We start from the raw sequence: 16,735 nt of genomic DNA, 5'->3' as shown, positions 1-16,735 counted from the left end.
GGTCAGGCTCCTCCTGGGACGGCGAGCGCGGCGATCGCCTCAGCAAATAGCGCGCCGTGCAGTTCGACGTCGGCCTCGTCCGTCATCGGGGACATCAGCGCCGCGCCGCTCATCGCGTTGAGCACGACGCCCCGGTTGGCGAGATACAGCCACAGCGCGTCGCGCAGGGACGAGCCGACGCGCGGGTAGAGCTCCCCGGCGTTGCGCGGCGGGACGGGCGTGAACGCGTACGACACGCGCCCGCCGAGCCGTCCGACGTGCCAGGGCAGCCGGTGCCGGTCGATCACCGCCGCGACGTCGCGTTCGTACCGCTCCGCCAGGCGGTTCATGTGGGCGTAGGTCTCGTCGGTCATGACCTCGGTGAGCACGGCCCGCATGGCGCGGACGGCCAGCGGCCCGCCCGCCACGGTGCTGCCGAGGCCGCCGTCGCCCGCCTCGGTGTAGCGGGCGGCGGCAGCGGCGACCTCGTCCGACATCCCGTACAGTCCGGCCGGGACGCCGCCCGCGACCCACTTGCCCATCGTGATCAGGTCGGGTTCCAGGCCGAGTTCGCGGGTGCAGCCGCCGGGCCCGGCGGGGATCGTCTGCGTCTCGTCGATGACCAGCAGCGTGCCGGTGCGGCGGGTCAGCTCCCGCAGCGCGGCGTGGAAGCCCGGCTCCGGGCGGATCACCGCGCCGCCGTTCGTCATCACCGGTTCGGCGAGCACGGCCGCGACGTCGCCGGGCACGAGGGCCCGTTCGAGCGCGTCGAGATCGTTGAACTCCACGACCTTCGCCGACTCGCGGACGTCCACGCCGTTGGGCTCGACGCCGGGCGCGGGCACCGTCCCGTCCGACGTCAGGACGGCGGCGGTCTGCTCCAGCGACCCGTGGTAGGCGCGGTTGAACACGAGGATCCGACGCCGTCCGGTCACGGCGCGGGCGAGCAGGAGGGCGAACCGGTTGGCGTCCGTCGCGGACACGGTGAACTGCCAGAACGGCAGCCCGAACCGGCGGCCCAGCTCCTCCGTCACCGCCACGTGGTCCTCGTGCGACCAGAGGGTGACGGCGCCGCGGTCGAGCTGGTCCCGGAGCGCCGCGACGACCGCGGGGTGGTCGTGGCCCCACAGCGCGGCCGTCGCGGCGAGCCCGAAGTCGGCGTACTCGTGCCCGTCGACGTCGTACAGGCGGGCGCCCGCCGCGCGTTCCACGGTCAGCGGCACGGGCGGCGGGAACTGGCCGATCCAGTGCAGCGGCGTGCCGTGGAGCTGGGAGCGTCGGGCCCGCTCGCGCAGCGCCGCCGAGCGCGGACGGGCCTCGATCCACCTCATCCGCTCCGCGTTCAGCAGCGTGGAGAGCCGGTCGGCGTCGATGCCCGGCGCCGCGGAAGGCGTCCCGGGCAGCGTCACGGGCGTGAAGCCCCCGCCAGCGCCGGAACCAGCTGGCCGAACGCCTCCAGTTGCTCCGCCGAGTCGTACAGCGGGTAGAGGATCAGCTCGTCCGCGCCCGCGTCGAGCAGCTTGGCCAGTTGCTCGGCGCAGCGGTCCGGCGGGCCGAACACGGCGACCCGGTCGGTCATGCTCGCCGCGTCGTAGACCGGGTTGCCGCCGAACGCGCGCTCGAACGCGGGGATCAGACGCCGCCGCGCCTCCTCCTCGTCCTTCTCGACCGCGACGTAGACGCTCTTGGAGATGGTGAAGCTAGACGGGTCGCGGCCCTGCTCGTCCATCTCCCGTTGGACGAACGCGAGCTGCTGGAGGAAGTCGTCGGTCGCGACGGGAGCGGCGCCGGTCCATCCGTCGGCGATGCGGACGGCGCGGCGCAGCGCGGGCTCGGCCCGCGCCCCGATCCAGATCGGCGGGCCGGGAACCTGCACCGGCGCCGGCTGCGTCCCGATGCCGGAGAAGGAGTAGATCTCGCCGTCGTAGGACGCCGCCTGGGACTGGCTCCACAGCGCCCGCATCACGCCGATCCCCTCGATCAGCCGCTGGACCGGCCGGTCCGTCCGGATGCCCAGCGCGGCGAGGTTCTCCCGGTGGTAGGCGAGGCCGACGCCGATGCCGACGGTGAGCCGCCCGCCGGAGAGCTGGTCGATGGTGGCGAGTTCGCGGGCCTGGACGGCCGGGTTCCGCCGTCCGGAGTACAGCACGCCGATGCCGAGCCGGAGCCGCTCGGTGACGGCGGCCAGGTACGACAGGACGTGCAGCCCGTCGAGCGAGAAGTTGGCGGCGCTGAGCGTGTCCTGCGTCCAGATCCCGCCGAAGCCGAGCTCCTCGGCGCGGCGGGCGAACGGGACGAGCATGTCCGGGGCGTTCGGCGCCCCGACCGACAGCCTGGACGGCGGCGGCGTGGAAGACATCGTTCCCATCCCGGTCAGGCGATCTCGCTGCCGAACACGGTGATGGCCGACTCGCGGTCGACCATCTTGCGGAAGCCCGCGACGACGTCGGCCATCTCGGGCGTCGTCAGGCACTCCTGCCAGGCGTCCCAGGACTCGACCTCGATGTCCTCGACGACGTCCCACGGGGACGGGCCGCCGCGGGACCCGGCGAGCTGGAACACGCGGAAGCTGCGCACGCAGGGCTGCCGCCGGGTGATCTCCTGGTCGACGGTCTTGGACCACTCGACGTACTCCTCGGCCGTCACACCGGGCTTCAGCTTGTACAGGGCGTAGACCTTCTGCACGCGTTTCTCTCCGTTTCGCCTCGCCGCCGGGACCGGCTCCGGAGGCGCACCGCCACTCCGGAGCGGCTCCAAGCATGGAGAGTTCTGTTGTATTTGTCAACACAAACAAGCCCTTGACACCCTGGAGTATCTCCCGAATATCGCTTCTGAACTGCGCTTTCTCTGAAAGTCACTTACCAAGGCCCGCAGGCCGAGACAGATAGGTCGACGAAAGTGTTGACAACCTCAACACCTAGCGGTGCGCCGGTGGGTTCGGGGCCCCCGCTCCCGTCGAAGACCGCCCGTCCCCGTGCGGACGGGCTTCGATGCAACCCACCGGCGAGCTCATCGGCGTCTCCGCCCGACCCCGGTCAGCGGTCGGCGGCGGGCAGCACGACACGGGGCGTCACCGCGAGGCGCAGGCCGAGGACCCCGTAGGAGAGGCCGAGCCAGACCGTCCCCGGATACGAGCCGCCGTCGTCGCCGAGCACGCCCTGCCCCACCCCGGCGACGAGCAGCCACAGCCCGCAGAGCAGGAACTGCCAGCGCAGCAGGCCCCGGAAGCGGCCGACCCGGACGACGGCGACGCCGATGACGAACATGCCGATCATCGACAGCGGCCAGCACATGTCGAAGGGGATCACCCAGGCGGGAGTGTCGTCGGGGTAGGCGATCACGAGCGGGCACCAGACCACCGCGGCCGCCATCAGGACCAGCTCCACCTTGGCGATGTAGCGGCCCTTGCGACGCCCGGTGGCGTTCGTGGACAGCACGAGCGCGACCAGCGACAGCGCGCCCAGCATGAACGCCATGCTGCCCCAGATCTCGACCGGGATGACCTCCTCCTTCATCCGGTTCCCGGTGTAGAGCAGGGCGGAGATCCAGGTGGTGGCCCCCGCGGCGACGGCGATGCCGGTGAGGCGGGCGCGGAGCAGGAGTCCGCCGGGCGCGGAGTCGTGGGGATCCGGCGAGTAAATGGAGCCGGGCTGGGCGTGCGTGGTCATCGGTCTCTCCCGGGACTGGGCGGCGCAGGGGCGCGCCGCCGGTGACCATGACGCTCCGTGCCCGATGTCCCGGGCGCCCAGTGACAGGTCCGGCGGACGCGCCCCGTCCGGCGCCCTTCCCGGCGGTGACCGGTGTCCCAGCGCGCCGGGACACCGGCCCCAGGCAGGCGGGACGTCCCACGGGTCAAGCTGGGCCGATGAGGAGCGCCCGCCCGGCGCCTCGGGGCGAGCGGCTCCTGAGGCCGCCCGCCATCGCGGTCGCCGTGCTGTGCGCGGCGGCGAGCGTCGCGACCGTCTGGCTGGACGTCCTGCTGGCGGGCGGCGCCCGGCCGCCGGACCCGCTGGACTGGGCGCACTGGGGGTCGTCGCTGTCCGGCCTGCCGGTGGCGGTCGCGGGCGGCGTCCTCGCGACGCGGCTGCCGCGGCACCCGCTGACCTGGCTGATGCTGGCGGGCGGGACCATCGCGGTCCTGGACGGGGTCGGCGCCGCGTACGCGTCGCTGTCGGTGCTGGAGCACGGCGGCGACCTGCCGCTGACGGCGTTCGCGGTGTACGCGGGCGGCCGCTTCGGGCCCATGATCAACATGATCGTGCCGCTGACGCTGATGTTCTTCCCGGACGGCCGGCTGCCGTCGCGCCGCTGGCGGTGGCCGGTGGGGGTGGCGATCACCGCGCAGGCCATCGGGGTCGTGGCGCTGCTGATGGTGCCGTGGGACGTCTTCTCCAAGGGCGAGCCGCTCGCGCCGGGGCTGCGGGACGTTCCGCTGGACCCGCTGACGCCGCCGCTCCCCCACGGCATCTGGCCCGTGTCGGGCCTCGCGTTCTGGATCGGCTTCCTCCTGTCCTTCGGGGTGTCGATCGCCGCGTTCACCGTCCGGTTCCGCCGGTCGGACCCGGTGCGGCGGGCGCAACTGCGGTGGATGCTCCTGGCGCTGGTCGCCAACGTCGTCCTGATCGCGTCGGGCATGGTGCTCACGGAGGTGACGCCGCCGTCGGTGGACTGGTGGATCGGCGACGTCTCCCTGGTCCTCATGCACGCGGCGATCGCGGCTGCCGTGCTGGTCGCGGTCGCCCGCTACCGCCTCTACGACGCGGACCTCCTGCTCGGCTGGACGCTCCTGTACGCCGCCCTCGCGGCCGCCGTGATCGGCATCGACGTCGCGGTGTTCGTCGGCGTGGGGACGTTCATCGACGAGCCGCTCGCCGCCGTGGCCGCCGCCGGGGTGGTGGCCGTCCTGTACGCGCCGCTGCGGCTGCGGCTCCAGCGGTGGGTGAACCGGATCGTGACGGGACGCGCCGAGCCCTACGACGTGGTGTCCGCGCTGGCGCGCCGGTTGGAGCGGTCCATGGAGCCGGACGAGTTGCTGCTCGAAGTGGCGCGGGTGGTGGCGGAGTCGTTCCGGTCCCCCTACGTGCGGGTGGAGCTCGACCGCGCCGACGGCCGCACCTCCGTGGTCGAGCACGGGACGCCCCGCGACGACGTCGTCGTCCTGCCGTTCGGCTACCGGGGCGCGGCGATCGGCCGCCTGGCGCTGGTGCCCCGGACGGGCTCGCGGCTCCCGGCCGCCGACCAGCGCCTCCTCGCGGACGTGGTCCGGCAGGCGGCGGCCGCCGCCCGCGCCACCGCGCTCACCGAGGAGCTGCAGCGCAGCCGGGAGCAGCTCGTGACGGGCATCGCCGAGGAGCGCCGGCGGCTGCGCCGCGACCTGCACGACGGCCTCGGCCCGTCGCTCGCGGCGGCGGCGCTGAAGATCGAGGCGGCCCGCAACCTCGCGCCGCGCGACGGCGACGCCGCCGACGCGACGCTCCAGTCGGTCCGCGCCGACCTGTCGGCGGTGCTGTCGGACGTGCGGCGCCTCGTGCACGACCTGCGTCCGCCGTCGCTGGACCAGTTCGGCCTGGTCGGCGCGGTGGAGCAGCTCACCGAGCGGTTCCAGGGCCGGACGCTGCGGGTACGGCTGACCTGCGCGGGCGAGCTGGCGGCGCTGCCCGCCGCCGCCGAGGAGGCGGCGTACCGGATCGTGGGCGAGGCGCTCGCGAACGTCTCGCGGCACGCGGCGGCGGCGCGCTGCGACGTCCGGCTGGAGGCGGCCGGGGACACGCTGGAGGTGGAGGTCATCGACGACGGGCGGGGCGTCCCGCCGGGCGCGCTCGCGGGCGTCGGCCTGGTCGGGATGCGGGAACGGGCCGAGGAGCTCGGCGGGCACTGCGCGGTGACGCCGCGGACCGGCGGGGGGACGCGCGTCCGCGCCGTGCTGCCGCTGGAGCCGCGCCCGGCCGCCGCGCCGGAGCCGCTGCCGCTCGCGCGGAGCGCGCAGTGACGCCCCGGGTGCTGCTCGCCGACGACCATCCCGTGTACCGGGACGGCCTGCGGCTGATGCTGGAGTCCACCGGCGAGGTCGAGGTCGTGGGGACCGCACCGGACGGCGCGGTCGCCGTCGAGATGGCCGGACGCCTGCACCCCGACGTCGTCGTCATGGACCTGCAGATGCCGCGGCTCGGCGGGGTCGACGCGACCCGCCGGATCCTCGCGGCCCGCCCGGAGACCGGCGTCCTCGTGCTGACCATGCACGAGGACGACGAGAGCGTGTTCGCCGCGATGCTCGCCGGAGCCCGCGGCTACCTGGTGAAGGGCGCCGACCAGGACGAGATCATGCGCGCGGTGTCGGCGGTCGCGGGCGGCGAGGTGATCTTCGGCCCGGCGCTGGCGGGGCGCGTCACGGACTACTTCGCGCGGATCGCGGCGGCCCGTCCGGCCGGGGAGCCGTTCCCGCAGCTCACCGCGCGGGAGCGGGACGTCCTCGAACTGATCGCGCTCGGCCTGTCGAACCCGGCGATCGCCGAGCGGCTCGGGCTTTCGCCGAAGACCGTCCGCAACAACGTGTCGAACGTGTTCGCCAAACTGCAGGTCGCCGACCGCGCGGAGGCGATCGTCCGCGCCCACGACGCGGGCCTCGGCCGCTGACCGGGGCCGCTGACCGGGGCCCGAGCGCCGGGATAGGCTGCGACGATGAGGGACGATCTGCACACCCGCGCCGTCGACGCCTTCATCGAAGCGGCCAACGAGAGCGACGGCGACCGGCGGGCGGGCCTGCTCGACCGCGCGGTCACGCCCGACATCGTGTTCTGGGGACCGCTCGGCCGGAGGGTCGGCCGCGAGGCGGTCGAGGGCTTCCTCACCGAGGTGGTCCAGCGGCACCCGGCGGCGCCGTGCCGGCTCGTCCGCACGACGCGGGTGGACGCCCCGGAGGAATGGGCCCGGTTCGGCTGGCGCTACGAGGCGAGCGACGGCCGCAGCCTGCTGTCCGGTGTTGACATGGTGCACGTCGCCCCCGGCGGCGGCATCGACCACTTCGTGGTCTTCGCGGGCTCCCTCGAATAGCCGCCGCCGTTCCGCGCCGCGGCGCCGCCGGTCAGGGGATCATGACGAGCTTTCCGATGGCCTGGTCGTTCTCCATGTACTGGTGCGCGGCGACGACGTCGTCGAGGGCGAAGACGCGGTCGACGTTGGGCCGGTAGACACCGGCCTCGACCTCCTGGACGACCCGCTGCAACACGTCGGCGCTGCCCTTGGCGTCGTCACTGTGGAAGGCGGTGAGCCTGGTCCCGGACGGGATCATCGCGATCGGCTGGAAATCCTGGAGAATCCAGCCGCTGAGCGAGCCCGCCATGCAGACCGTCCCGCCTCGGCGGACGAGGCGAAGCGACTCCGGGACCGTGCTCGCGCCGACGAGGTCGAGGACATGGTCCGGGCCTTCGGGCCAGACCGCTTGCAGGCTCTCGCCCAGCGGCGCGCCGTCGTCGATGAGCACGTGGTCGATGAGCACGTGGTCGACGCCCGCGGCGGACAGGGCGTCGGCCTTGTCCGGGCGGCGGGTCGTCGCGGCGGTCTCCACGCCGTGGCCGGACGCGATCGACGCGGCGGCCATTCCCACTGACGACGTCCCGCCCCGGATCAGGAGCCGCCCGCCCGGCGCGAGGTCCAGCGTGTCGAGGGAGCCCTGCGCGGTCAGGTACGTCTCGGGCAGCGCGGCCAGGACGTCCCAGGCGAGCGTCGTGGTGACCGGCATGAGCAGCGGGTTCGGCAGCAGGGCGAATTCCGCGTATCCGCCGTCGAATTCCCGTCCCATCTCGCCCATCACCGCGGCGACGGTCGTCCCCTCTGGCAAGGCGGAATCGGTCGAGGCGGCGACGATTCCCACGCATTCGATTCCGAGCACGCGCGGGAACTTGACGCTCGGGGAATGCCCTTGGCGCGTCCTCAGTTCCGAACGGTTCAGACCGGTGCCCTTCACTTGCACCAGGCTCCAGCCGTCCCGGACTTCCGGGACCGGTACGTCGCGGACCTCCAGCACGTCCGGGCCGCCCGCCTTGACGCAGACCGCCGCGCGCATCGTCCTGCCCATCTCAGTCCTCCGTTAGCGTCGTCGGGAATTCCCCCGACGACGCTAACGGAGGCCCACGACAGCGTTCAGACTGCGGGAGGGATTCGGGCGTGGACGTCCTCGACCATGTTCCGCATCGCCATGCGGAACAGTTCGGCCCGGTGGGGACCGACGAAGGTCGTGTGGCCGAACACCTCCAGGGCGACGAGGCCGTGCATGTGTCCCCAGGCGTTCAGGAGGAGCGCGGTCGCGGGGGGCGGGAGGGCTCCGAGGCCGTCCGGCGACAGGTGCCGCAGATGGTCGCGGAATGAAGGCGAGAGTGCCGGGATGTCGGCGGCCTCAAGTTGCGCCTGTGTGAATCCGCCGAGCAGTTCCCGCTGGAAGACCGCGCTCATCCGGCGGACCGCCCGGGTGGTGGGCCCGTCGGCGGGCGCCCGGTAATGGCGCAGCGGGGCTCCGTAGACGAGCTGGAAACGCTCGGGATTGGCGACGGCCCATTCGCGGTAGCCCTCGGCCGCCAGCACCATGCGCGGGACGGACGGGTCGTCCGGCGCGTCGTCGACGGCCGAACGCACGGCGTCGGTCAGGTCGCCGTACGCCTTGGCGATGAGTGCGGTGACGAGGTCGTCCCGGCTCGGAAAGTAATGGTAGAGCGCCTGCACGGTCATTCCGAGGCTGCGCGCGACCGCGCGCAGCGAAAGGGCGTGCGGCCCGTTCTCGGCGATATGGCGCTCGGCGGTTCCGACGATCTCCTGAACGGCGACGGCCCGACGCCGCTCGCGTAGCGACGGCCTCGCCGCAACGGTTTCGGAGGGCAGCGGCATGAGGTCACCGTACGGCGGGCCGTCAGAAAAATCTAACACTGCCAGATTTCCTTGCGCCTCGTTAGCGTCTCAGGAACCACCCGCCTTCGGACTGGAGTCCTCCCATGACCACCGGATCCTTGTCGCGCGCCGCCCGCCGTCGCTGGTGGTGGACGCTCTGGACGCTGCTGGCCGTGTCGGCGCTCGGCATCGCGGGCTTCGCCGTCCCGCCGTACCTGACCGGGAACCCGGCCGACAGCAACGTGCCGATCGACGCGGACGTCGCGTGGCACTACCTGTCGCTCGGAATACACGCCGTCCCCGCCGGGCTCGCATTGGTCCTCGGGCCGTTCCAGTTCGTGTCGCGGCTCCGCGTCCGCCGGCCCCGGCTGCATCGCGTCGCGGGACGGATCTACATGATCTGCATCCTGATCGCCGCCGCCGCGGCCGTGTTCGCCGCGGCCGCCACCCTCGGCGGCCTGGCGGTCCAGGTCGCGTTCTACCTGCTCGTGGCGGCCTGGCTGTACACGGCGGCGAAGGCTTACCGGCACATCCGCCGGGGCGAGGTGCAACTGCACCGGATCTGGATGATCCGCAATTACGCCCTGACCTTCGCGGCGGTCACGCTGCGCAGTTATCTGCTCATCGGGGTGGTGCTGAAGAAGACGCTCTTCCCCTCGATCGACTTCGACGAGCTTTACACGGCCTGCGTATGGGCGTCCATTCTCGGAAACGTGCTCGTGACGGAGTACCTCATCGTCCAGAAGACGTTGGCCCCGCTAGCCCGTCGCCGACCCGGCGGCCGTCCCGCCACCGGAAACGGCGAACCCGCGATCGGCGCGCGGCCCGCACTCGACGCCCCGTAGCCGGGCGTACCGGTGAATTCAGTTGAGACGCCGTTCGGGACGCGGCGGGAGCCAGAGCCACGCCTTCGTCCGCGTCTCCTTCATGGTGACGCGAATGGACTGGTAGGCGTCGTGGTCGACGAGCCCGCCGCGCTGGACGGCGTCGCGGAAGAGCGAGTCGCTGACGATCAGTCCGAGGTCGGCGCTCGGAGTCCTGGCCATGGCGCGCTTGAAGGCCGGGGCCTCCAGATGGCGGAACAGGTCCACCGGCGCGCGGCCCACGACGCCGTGGTCGTCCCGGTCGACGTGCCCGAAGTGGACGGCGGCGCGGAGACGGAGCCGGTGGTTCGGGGCGACGTACCGGTTCTCCCGCCGGAGGAGGGCGGCCAGGTGGTGGGCGAGCGGGTCCATGAGATGGCAGGGGTCGACGTCGCTCGGCGCGACGATGAGGGCCCCGTCCCCGCGGTCCTCGTGATGGCAGTCGGAGAGGGCCAGGCCGGTGACGTCGAGCGCGCGCGCCACCAGCTCGTACATGTTGTTGCGGAGCCTGACCTGGTGCTCGGTGTCCCGGTGCAGGTCACCGAAAGCAATGATGTCGACGGCGACCAAAGACTTGTGCATGGTGATCGACTCTCGTTCTCGGGAAACAGCTGCTCGAGTTGGTCGTCCGCCCAGAAGTCCTCCAGTTCCCGGACGCTCAGCTCCGTGACGGGGACCGGGCGGAGCCCCCTGCCGGTCCGGGCCGCCCAGACCACGTACAGCGCCTGCGCCACCTCACACCAGACGGTCTCGGTCGCGTCGAACGTCGGAATCGGCAGCGTGCGCAGCATCGGCTGAAACTTCTCCTCGGGCGGATCGGCCGTCAGGAGAGATCATGTCGATGCGCGGGGACAAGGAGGGGCGAGTCAGTCAACCGTGGACAAAGAAGAACGACGGCGTGAGCGCGGCCGAATAGATCTTGATTACAATCATGACTTCCCGGTCACAAACCGAGTAGCACTCGGTCGGCCCGACCGGCGGGCGTTGTGTGAATTTTTCCACAGTTACCGCCGGTATGGGGGCACGGGGTATCGTTTGCCCGACCAAGCTGGTCGTCGCCCCGAGCCCAGGAAAGGGTTCCTCGATGCCGGACGAACCCAAACGCATCGTCGAAGCGTTTTCGCAGGAGCTGCACGCCGCTTACCACAAGGCCGGAGTCCGCAGTTACGAGGCTTTCGCCGCCCGGTCGACCAAAATCAACCGAGCAATGCACTCGGACACCGGAAAGCATACTTTCGTGAGCCGGTCAGCGGCCTACAAGACCCTCACCGGCAAGCGCGAGCGACTGCCGACCTGGGATCAGGTCGCCCAGTTCGTCCGCGTTTTCCGGGCGGAGGCGGCGGACCGGGGCATCGCCCCCGACTCGGTCGGAACCATGGAGCAATGGAAGGCGAAATACGAGGCCGCTTCGGCGAGATTCTGGGCCGCGAAGAAAGCGGCCGCGTCTCGGATTCCGGCGATGGCGGCCGCCGTTCCCGCCGCTTTCTCGGACGGCCCCCAGACCTGGTGGCGCGCCTATGCCGACGTCGTTCCCGCCTGGTCCGAACGCTACCTGAACCACGAGCCTCTTTCCCACCGCATCACCAGTTACGAGCCCGTTTATGTGCCGGGCCTGCTTCAGACGCCCGAATACGCGGCCGCGGTGATCAGGCTCGGGCACGGTGACGAACCCGAGGAACGGATCGCGCGCCGGGTGGAATTGCGGATGCTGCGGCAACGGCACCTGGAGCGCGTCGGCGAACGGCCCTGCATGTGGGCGATCATCAACGAGGGCGCGCTCCGGGACGGGCCGGTGGGCGGGGAGACGATGCGCGCCCAGATCCGGCACCTGCGCTCGCTCGGACGGCACGTCCAGGTGCAGGTCATTCCCGCCGGCCACCCGGCTCACGACGCCACCGACGGCCCCATCACCCTCTTGCGATTCCCGTCGAGCCAGTTCCAGGATCTGGTGTTCCTCGAACACGCGGACAGCGCCCTGTATCCGTCCAGTGAAGAAGATCTGGCGCATTATCTGCACGCGGTCCAGAAGCTCGGGCTCGCCGCGCTGATGCCGGATCCTTCCAGGACGCTGCTGCGTCGCCTCGAAGCCGAAATCTGAAAATTCGGCATGCACCGTTCGAATGGGGTTGCCCGGCCCTTCGGAAAATCCCAGTATGGGGGCATACCGCGTCCGTGCCGAACCGGGGGAGCCCACGTGAGCAGCGACGAAGAGTTCTTCAACATCGCCGAGCGGGAGCACGCCGCCGGTATCGACACGTCCGTCCCGCATTCGGCGCGCATTTGGAACTACTGGCTCGGCGGCAAGGACAATTTCCCGGTCGACCGGGCGGCGGGCGATCAATACGTGCAGACGTTCCCCGGCATCGTCGACGTCGCGCGCCTCACCCGGCACTTCCTCAAGCGCTCCATCCGGTTTCTCGCGGACGCCGGGATACGCCAGTTCCTCGATGTCGGAACCGGCCTCCCCACCGTCGACAACACCCATGAGGTCGCCCAGGGAATCGTGCCCGCGGCCCGCGTCGTCTACGTCGACAACGACCCTCTCGTCCTGCTGCACGCCCACGTCCTGCTCACCAGCACGCCGCAGGGCGCGACCGACTACGTCGAGGCCGACATGCACGACCCGGGGGCGATCCTCGAAGGCGCGGAGCGCACCCTGAACCTCGCCGAGCCGGTCGGCCTGACCTTCATGGGCGTGCTCGGCCACGTCCAGGACGACGACGAGGCCGCCTCCACCGTCACCCGGCTGATGGACGGCCTGGCCCCGGGCAGCTACCTCGCCATCGCGGACGGCGCCAACACCATCTCGGACGAGTTCGCCGAAGCGCAGCGCAATTACGACGAGGGCGGATCGGTGCCCTACAAGCTCCGCTCGGCGGGCCAGGTCCGCCGGTTCTTCTCGGGCCTGGAACTCCTTGAGCCGGGGGTGGTGCCCTGCCTCGAATGGCGTCCCGAGGTCACGCCCGTCGGCCCTCCGCCCGGCATCCAGCCCCTGGCCGGAATAGCGCGCAAGAACGGCTGACGCGGCCCATGACTCCTCTTCCATGAAAAAGGGCCGAAAGTCCCCTCCTGGAGGGACGCTCGGCTCTGACCGGTCGCGCGCTCCGCCTGCCACCGTGGAAGGGAGCAAGGAGGCCACAGATGTGGATCACGCCCGAGCACCGTTCCGTCGTCGTCGGGGTGGACGGCTCCCCCAACTCCATGGCCGCGCTGCGGCGCGCGGCGCGGGAGGCCGTCGAGCGCCGCGCCCGGCTGGACGTGGTGCGCGTCCTGGAGCCGAGTGCGGCGCCACGGCCGATGGGCACGGCGCGGGAGTGGCTGCGGCTCCGCCGCCTGGTGGCGGACGCGATCCCGCGCGTCCAGCACCTCACGACCCGGCTTCGCGTCGTGCGCGGGACGCCCAGCGAGGCCCTCCCCCGCGCCGCCGAACACGCCGAACTCCTGGTCATCGGCGCCCGGTTCCACTCCGAGCGCGGCAACCCCCTCGGCGGCGACACCGTCCCCGCCGTACGCGAACGCACCCGCTGCCCCCTGGTGATCTGCGCCGACCAGACCACCGACGCGCCCTCCTAGTGCTGGAGGTAGGTGAGGATCGCTCTTACTCGTCTGTTGTCGAGGGAGCTGCGGGGTAGGTCGAGTTTGTCGAAGACGTGGCTGACGTGGGTGCTCACTGTGTTCTTCGAGACGTGGAGGCGCTCGGCAATGCCGCGGTCGGTCAGGCCCTCGGCGAGGAGGCGGAGCACCTCGCGTTCGCTGGCGCTCAGGGCGGCGAGCCGTTTGTCGCGGCCGCGGGCCTTCATCAGGTCGCCGATCAGCTCCGGCTCCATGACGGTGCCGCCGTCGGCCAGGTGCCGGAGCGCGCGGCTGAGCTGCGGCGGCACCATGATGCGTTCCTTGAGCAGATAGCCGGTGCCTTTCTCGCCGCCCTTGAGGAGCCGTTCCGCGCATTCCGGAATGGCGTGTTCGGAGAGGACCAGAATCCCGAGGCCGGCGTGCTCCCTGCGCAGGGCGAGCGCGACCTGAACGCCTTCGTCGCTGAAATCCGGAGGCATGACGAGATCGAGGATCACCGCGTCCGGACGGAGGGCGGCGACGGCCGGGGCGACCTCGTCGGGGTGCTCCAGCACGCCGACCACCTGGTGCCCTTCCCCGGTGAGGAGTTGGTGCAGGCCCGCGCGGGTGATGAGCTGGTCGTCGACCACGAGCACGCGCATGACGCCTCCCCTCGGCGCCCGGCGTTTGGCGCACCGACATCCTAGGCCGGGGAATGCCGCCGATCTTTCGCACGCTCGCGATTTCATCATTTCTCACTAGGGGCTGTTCCTGACAATCGACGATGCGTGATCAAGAAAGCCCGCCATAGATTGAACCGCCTCACCGATGCGGAATCGGTGCTCGACTGGGGGAGCCGGGGATGAGCGGTTGGCGGGTGCCCGGATACACCGAGCTGGGCGAGCTCGGCGCGGGCGCGCACGGGCGGGTCGTGCTGGCCCGGCACGGCGACGAGGGCGCGCTCGTCGCGATCAAGTACGTCGGCACCGGGGAGCGGACGGCGCCGCGCGTGCCGTCCGAGCGCGAGGCGCGGATCATGGCGTCGGTGCGGCACCCGAACGTCGTCCGGCTGCACGCGCTGGTCCGCGGGGACACCGGCGTCGCGCTGGTCATGGAGGCCGTGCGGGGCGTCTCGCTGAACCGGCTGCTGCGCGGGCTCGGCGCCCTCGAACCGGAGGCGGCGCTGGCCGTCCTCAAGGGGTCGCTGCTGGGGCTGGCCGCCGCGCACGACGCCGGGGTGGTGCACCGCGACTACAAGCCGGACAACGTCATCGTCGGAGACGGCGGTGTCAGCAAGCTGATCGACTTCGGGGTGGCGTCGGTGTCCGGCGAGAGCTCCGTCGCGGGCACCGCCGCGTACATGGCGCCGGAGCAGTGCAACGGCGACCCCGCCGGGCCCGCCGCCGACGTCTACGCCGCCACCTGCGTGTTCGTGGAGTGCGTGGCCGGACGACCGCCCTACCGGGGCGACCGGGACGCGGTGCTGATGGCCCAGCACCTGCACGGGCCGATCCCGGCGGAACTGGTGCCCGCGCCGCTGCGCGGGCTGGTGGCGCACGGGATGGCAAAGAGCGCGGCCGAGCGTCCGCCGGGCGCGGCCGAGTTCGTCGCGGAGCTGGAGGCGGTCGCCGTCGAGGAGTACGGCGACGACTGGGAGCGCCGCGGGCTGATCGCGCTGGCCGCCGCCGCGCTGGCGCTGATGCCGCGCGGCGGGCCCGCGCAGGCCGGGACGAGCACCGCCGACTCGACGGTCGGCAGCGGTCAGGCGTTGGGCGCGGTGCCCGTGCCCGCCACGCCCGCGGCCGGGTCGTCCGCGAAGGACGTCGTTAAGGACCAGGCCCGTCGTTCGACGCGGACCGGGTTGCTCGTCCTCTGCGCCGCCCTGCTGGTCCTGATCGGGACGAGCCTCTACATCCTGCGGGACCACGCGACCACGCGGCATATAGCGGAACGCAATCCGCCGCCGCCCGGGACGTCCGCGCCCGAGCGGCCGTCCCCCACTCCAAGCCACCCCAAGAAAGGCGGGGACGGAGGGTCAGACGGCGGCGGGCCCAGGGAGGTCGCCGCCAAGGATCATCCCGGCGGGCCGTTCGACCGGCCTCCCGAGCGGCTGGGGACGCCGTGCCCGGCTTACGCCATCGCGCCCTACAGCTTCGGCTCCGTCCAGGTCGGCCAGGCGGTGACGCGAGACTTCACGTTCCCGCGCCGGACGTGCGACGACGTCGGGGCGATGTCCGTCCGGGGGCCGGGTGCCGGTGGGTTCGGGGCTCTCGTCTCCTGCCCGCCGCCGGGAGCAGAGTGCCGGTTCCGGGTGACGTTCCGTCCGGCCGAGCGCGGGCGGCTCTACAGCGCGTCCGTCGTGGTGCCCTCGACCGGGGGCGGGACGGCCGTGGCCCTGCGGGTGTCCGGCACGGCCGCGACTCCCGTCCAGACGTGCCCGCGGCAGGCCCTGCCCGTGCGGAACCTGGGCTCGGTCGAGGCGGGACAGACCGTCAGCCGCGTGCTCGACGTCCCGTTGAACGCCTGCTACGACACCTCGGCGATCAGGCTCGACGGCGACCCGTCGTTCGCCCTGGACGGGACGCGCTGCGGCGGCGCGGCCTGCCAGGTCACGGTCACCTTCTCCCCCACGGACGCGGGCGCCAGGTCGGCGACGCTGGTCGTCCCGGACCGGACGGGCGAGGCCGCGGTGACGGTCCCGGTCACCGCCGCCGGGACGCGGACGGTCCCGTCCTGCAAGAGGGGCGTGAACGGCCCGGACTACCGATTCAGCCGGGAACTCGAAGGCGATGGGCGGATCAAGGAGCCCGTTCCGATCCCCTGGGACTGGTGCTACGACGCCGGGACGATAAGCCTGACCGACACGTCCGCGTTCCGGCTGGTGCGCACGTCCTGCCCGCCGTCGGAGGTCTCGTCCTGCGACGCGCTGGTGAGCTTCGAGCCCGGGGAGCCGGGGACGTACGTCACGACGCTGGTGGTGCGCGACCGCGACGGCGGGCCGGGCGTCAGCGTCCGCGTCACCGCGACGGCCGTCGAGGAGCGCTGCGATCCCGATCCGGACGGCTGCCCCTCAGGGGTCGCGGTTCCGCCTTCGGAGCCGTCGAGCGGTACGCCGTCCGAGCCGCCGTCGACGCCGCCGAGTGACACGCCGACGAGTGACACGCCGACGAGTGTCAGGGCGGTGCCGGGCGTTGTGAGGCCCGAGGTGAGCCCGGGCGCGTCGGACGGCGGTACGAAGACCGTGACGCCGTCCGCGAAGCCCGGCCCGGACGCCCCGAAGAAGCCGGAGCAGTCGGAGCAGCCAAAGAAGAAGGAGCCGGAGAAGAAGGAGCCGGAGAAGCCTGACACGCCCGCGCTGCCGCATCCGGATCCGTCCACCGCGCCGCCCTCCACCGGACCGACCGGCTCGGGCCGCACCCGCGCCGTCCCGGCCCGCTAGCGCCCGACCGAACCGAGGAGCCCCG

Annotated in this window: 16 protein-coding genes; 8 read left to right on the top strand and 8 right to left on the bottom strand. The window is 72.1% G+C overall.

Annotated elements, in window-relative coordinates; genetic code table 11:
* Positions 1-2: 2 nt before the first annotated feature.
* From FXF65_RS06470 to FXF65_RS06455, 4 genes are all read right to left on the bottom strand, one after another.
* On the bottom strand, positions 3-1,388 hold the full coding sequence (locus FXF65_RS06470) for a transaminase (protein WP_187412132.1): 1,386 nt from the start codon (positions 1,386-1,388) through the stop codon (positions 3-5).
* Positions 1,385-2,338 carry an LLM class flavin-dependent oxidoreductase gene (locus tag FXF65_RS06465; protein WP_187412131.1) on the bottom strand — a complete coding sequence of 318 codons (954 nt, stop codon included), beginning with the start codon at positions 2,336-2,338 and terminating at the stop codon, positions 1,385-1,387. Before FXF65_RS06465 ends, FXF65_RS06470 begins: the two co-directional genes overlap by 4 nt.
* A gap of 14 nt (positions 2,339-2,352) precedes the next feature.
* On the bottom strand, positions 2,353-2,664 hold the full coding sequence (locus tag FXF65_RS06460) for a hypothetical protein (RefSeq protein ID WP_187412130.1): 312 nt from the start codon (positions 2,662-2,664) through the stop codon (positions 2,353-2,355).
* Between the two features lie 350 nt (positions 2,665-3,014).
* The gene (locus tag FXF65_RS06455) at positions 3,015-3,647 is read right to left on the bottom strand and encodes a hypothetical protein (RefSeq protein WP_148348765.1); all 633 of its coding nucleotides are present in this window, start codon (positions 3,645-3,647) and stop codon (positions 3,015-3,017) included.
* A gap of 197 nt (positions 3,648-3,844) precedes the next feature.
* On the opposite strand from FXF65_RS06455, the gene FXF65_RS06450 reads away from it, so the two are divergent.
* Genes FXF65_RS06450 through FXF65_RS06440 form a run of 3 tightly spaced genes read left to right on the top strand, consistent with a single transcriptional unit; the run spans position 3,845 to position 7,029 of the window.
* Positions 3,845-5,968: a sensor histidine kinase gene (locus tag FXF65_RS06450; RefSeq protein ID WP_148348764.1), complete on the top strand. Its 2,124-nt coding sequence runs from the start codon at positions 3,845-3,847 to the stop codon at positions 5,966-5,968.
* The gene (locus FXF65_RS06445) at positions 5,965-6,612 is read left to right on the top strand and encodes a response regulator (RefSeq protein WP_148348763.1); all 648 of its coding nucleotides are present in this window, start codon (positions 5,965-5,967) and stop codon (positions 6,610-6,612) included. Before FXF65_RS06450 ends, FXF65_RS06445 begins: the two co-directional genes overlap by 4 nt.
* Positions 6,613-6,657: 45 nt before the next feature.
* A complete protein-coding gene (locus FXF65_RS06440; protein WP_148348762.1) occupies positions 6,658-7,029 on the top strand; it encodes a nuclear transport factor 2 family protein in 372 nt (123 codons plus the stop codon).
* 31 nt (positions 7,030-7,060) lie between these two features.
* On the opposite strand, the gene FXF65_RS06435 is transcribed toward FXF65_RS06440, so the two are convergent.
* The gene (locus FXF65_RS06435; RefSeq protein ID WP_148348761.1) at positions 7,061-8,053 is read right to left on the bottom strand and encodes a zinc-binding dehydrogenase; all 993 of its coding nucleotides are present in this window, start codon (positions 8,051-8,053) and stop codon (positions 7,061-7,063) included.
* 65 nt (positions 8,054-8,118) lie between these two features.
* Positions 8,119-8,856 carry a TetR/AcrR family transcriptional regulator gene (locus FXF65_RS06430; protein ID WP_148348760.1) on the bottom strand — a complete coding sequence of 246 codons (738 nt, stop codon included), beginning with the start codon at positions 8,854-8,856 and terminating at the stop codon, positions 8,119-8,121.
* Between the two features lie 104 nt (positions 8,857-8,960).
* Here FXF65_RS06430 and FXF65_RS06425 point away from each other — a divergent pair, with 104 nt between their 5' ends.
* Positions 8,961-9,701: a DUF2306 domain-containing protein gene (locus FXF65_RS06425; RefSeq protein WP_148348759.1), complete on the top strand. Its 741-nt coding sequence runs from the start codon at positions 8,961-8,963 to the stop codon at positions 9,699-9,701.
* A gap of 18 nt (positions 9,702-9,719) precedes the next feature.
* On the opposite strand, the gene FXF65_RS06420 is transcribed toward FXF65_RS06425, so the two are convergent.
* Positions 9,720-10,301 carry a hypothetical protein gene (locus FXF65_RS06420; protein ID WP_148348758.1) on the bottom strand — a complete coding sequence of 194 codons (582 nt, stop codon included), beginning with the start codon at positions 10,299-10,301 and terminating at the stop codon, positions 9,720-9,722.
* 502 nt (positions 10,302-10,803) lie between these two features.
* On the opposite strand from FXF65_RS06420, the gene FXF65_RS06415 reads away from it, so the two are divergent.
* From FXF65_RS06415 to FXF65_RS06405, 3 genes are all read left to right on the top strand, one after another.
* Positions 10,804-11,817, top strand: a complete 1,014-nt coding sequence (locus FXF65_RS06415) for a DUF5753 domain-containing protein (protein WP_148348757.1) — start codon at positions 10,804-10,806, stop codon at positions 11,815-11,817.
* Positions 11,818-11,913: 96 nt separating this feature from the next.
* Complete coding sequence (locus FXF65_RS06410; RefSeq protein WP_246198382.1) at positions 11,914-12,741, top strand: SAM-dependent methyltransferase; 828 nt, start codon at positions 11,914-11,916, stop codon at positions 12,739-12,741.
* Between the two features lie 119 nt (positions 12,742-12,860).
* Positions 12,861-13,292, top strand: a complete 432-nt coding sequence (locus FXF65_RS06405; RefSeq protein ID WP_148348755.1) for a universal stress protein — start codon at positions 12,861-12,863, stop codon at positions 13,290-13,292.
* Here the strand turns inward: FXF65_RS06405 and FXF65_RS06400 are convergent.
* The gene (locus FXF65_RS06400) at positions 13,289-13,933 is read right to left on the bottom strand and encodes a LuxR C-terminal-related transcriptional regulator (protein ID WP_148348754.1); all 645 of its coding nucleotides are present in this window, start codon (positions 13,931-13,933) and stop codon (positions 13,289-13,291) included. The genes FXF65_RS06405 and FXF65_RS06400 overlap by 4 nt on opposite strands.
* Positions 13,934-14,133: 200 nt before the next feature.
* On the opposite strand from FXF65_RS06400, the gene FXF65_RS06395 reads away from it, so the two are divergent.
* Positions 14,134-16,710, top strand: coding sequence for a protein kinase domain-containing protein (locus FXF65_RS06395; protein ID WP_148348753.1), 2,577 nt, complete (start codon positions 14,134-14,136; stop codon positions 16,708-16,710).
* Positions 16,711-16,735: the final 25 nt, after the last annotated feature.

The organism is Actinomadura syzygii, from assembly GCF_008085905.1.
GTDB classification, from domain to species: domain Bacteria; phylum Actinomycetota; class Actinomycetes; order Streptosporangiales; family Streptosporangiaceae; genus Spirillospora; species Spirillospora syzygii.
The sequence above is the reverse complement of the archived record's forward strand: the minus strand, read 5'-3'. Positions and strand labels throughout refer to the sequence as shown.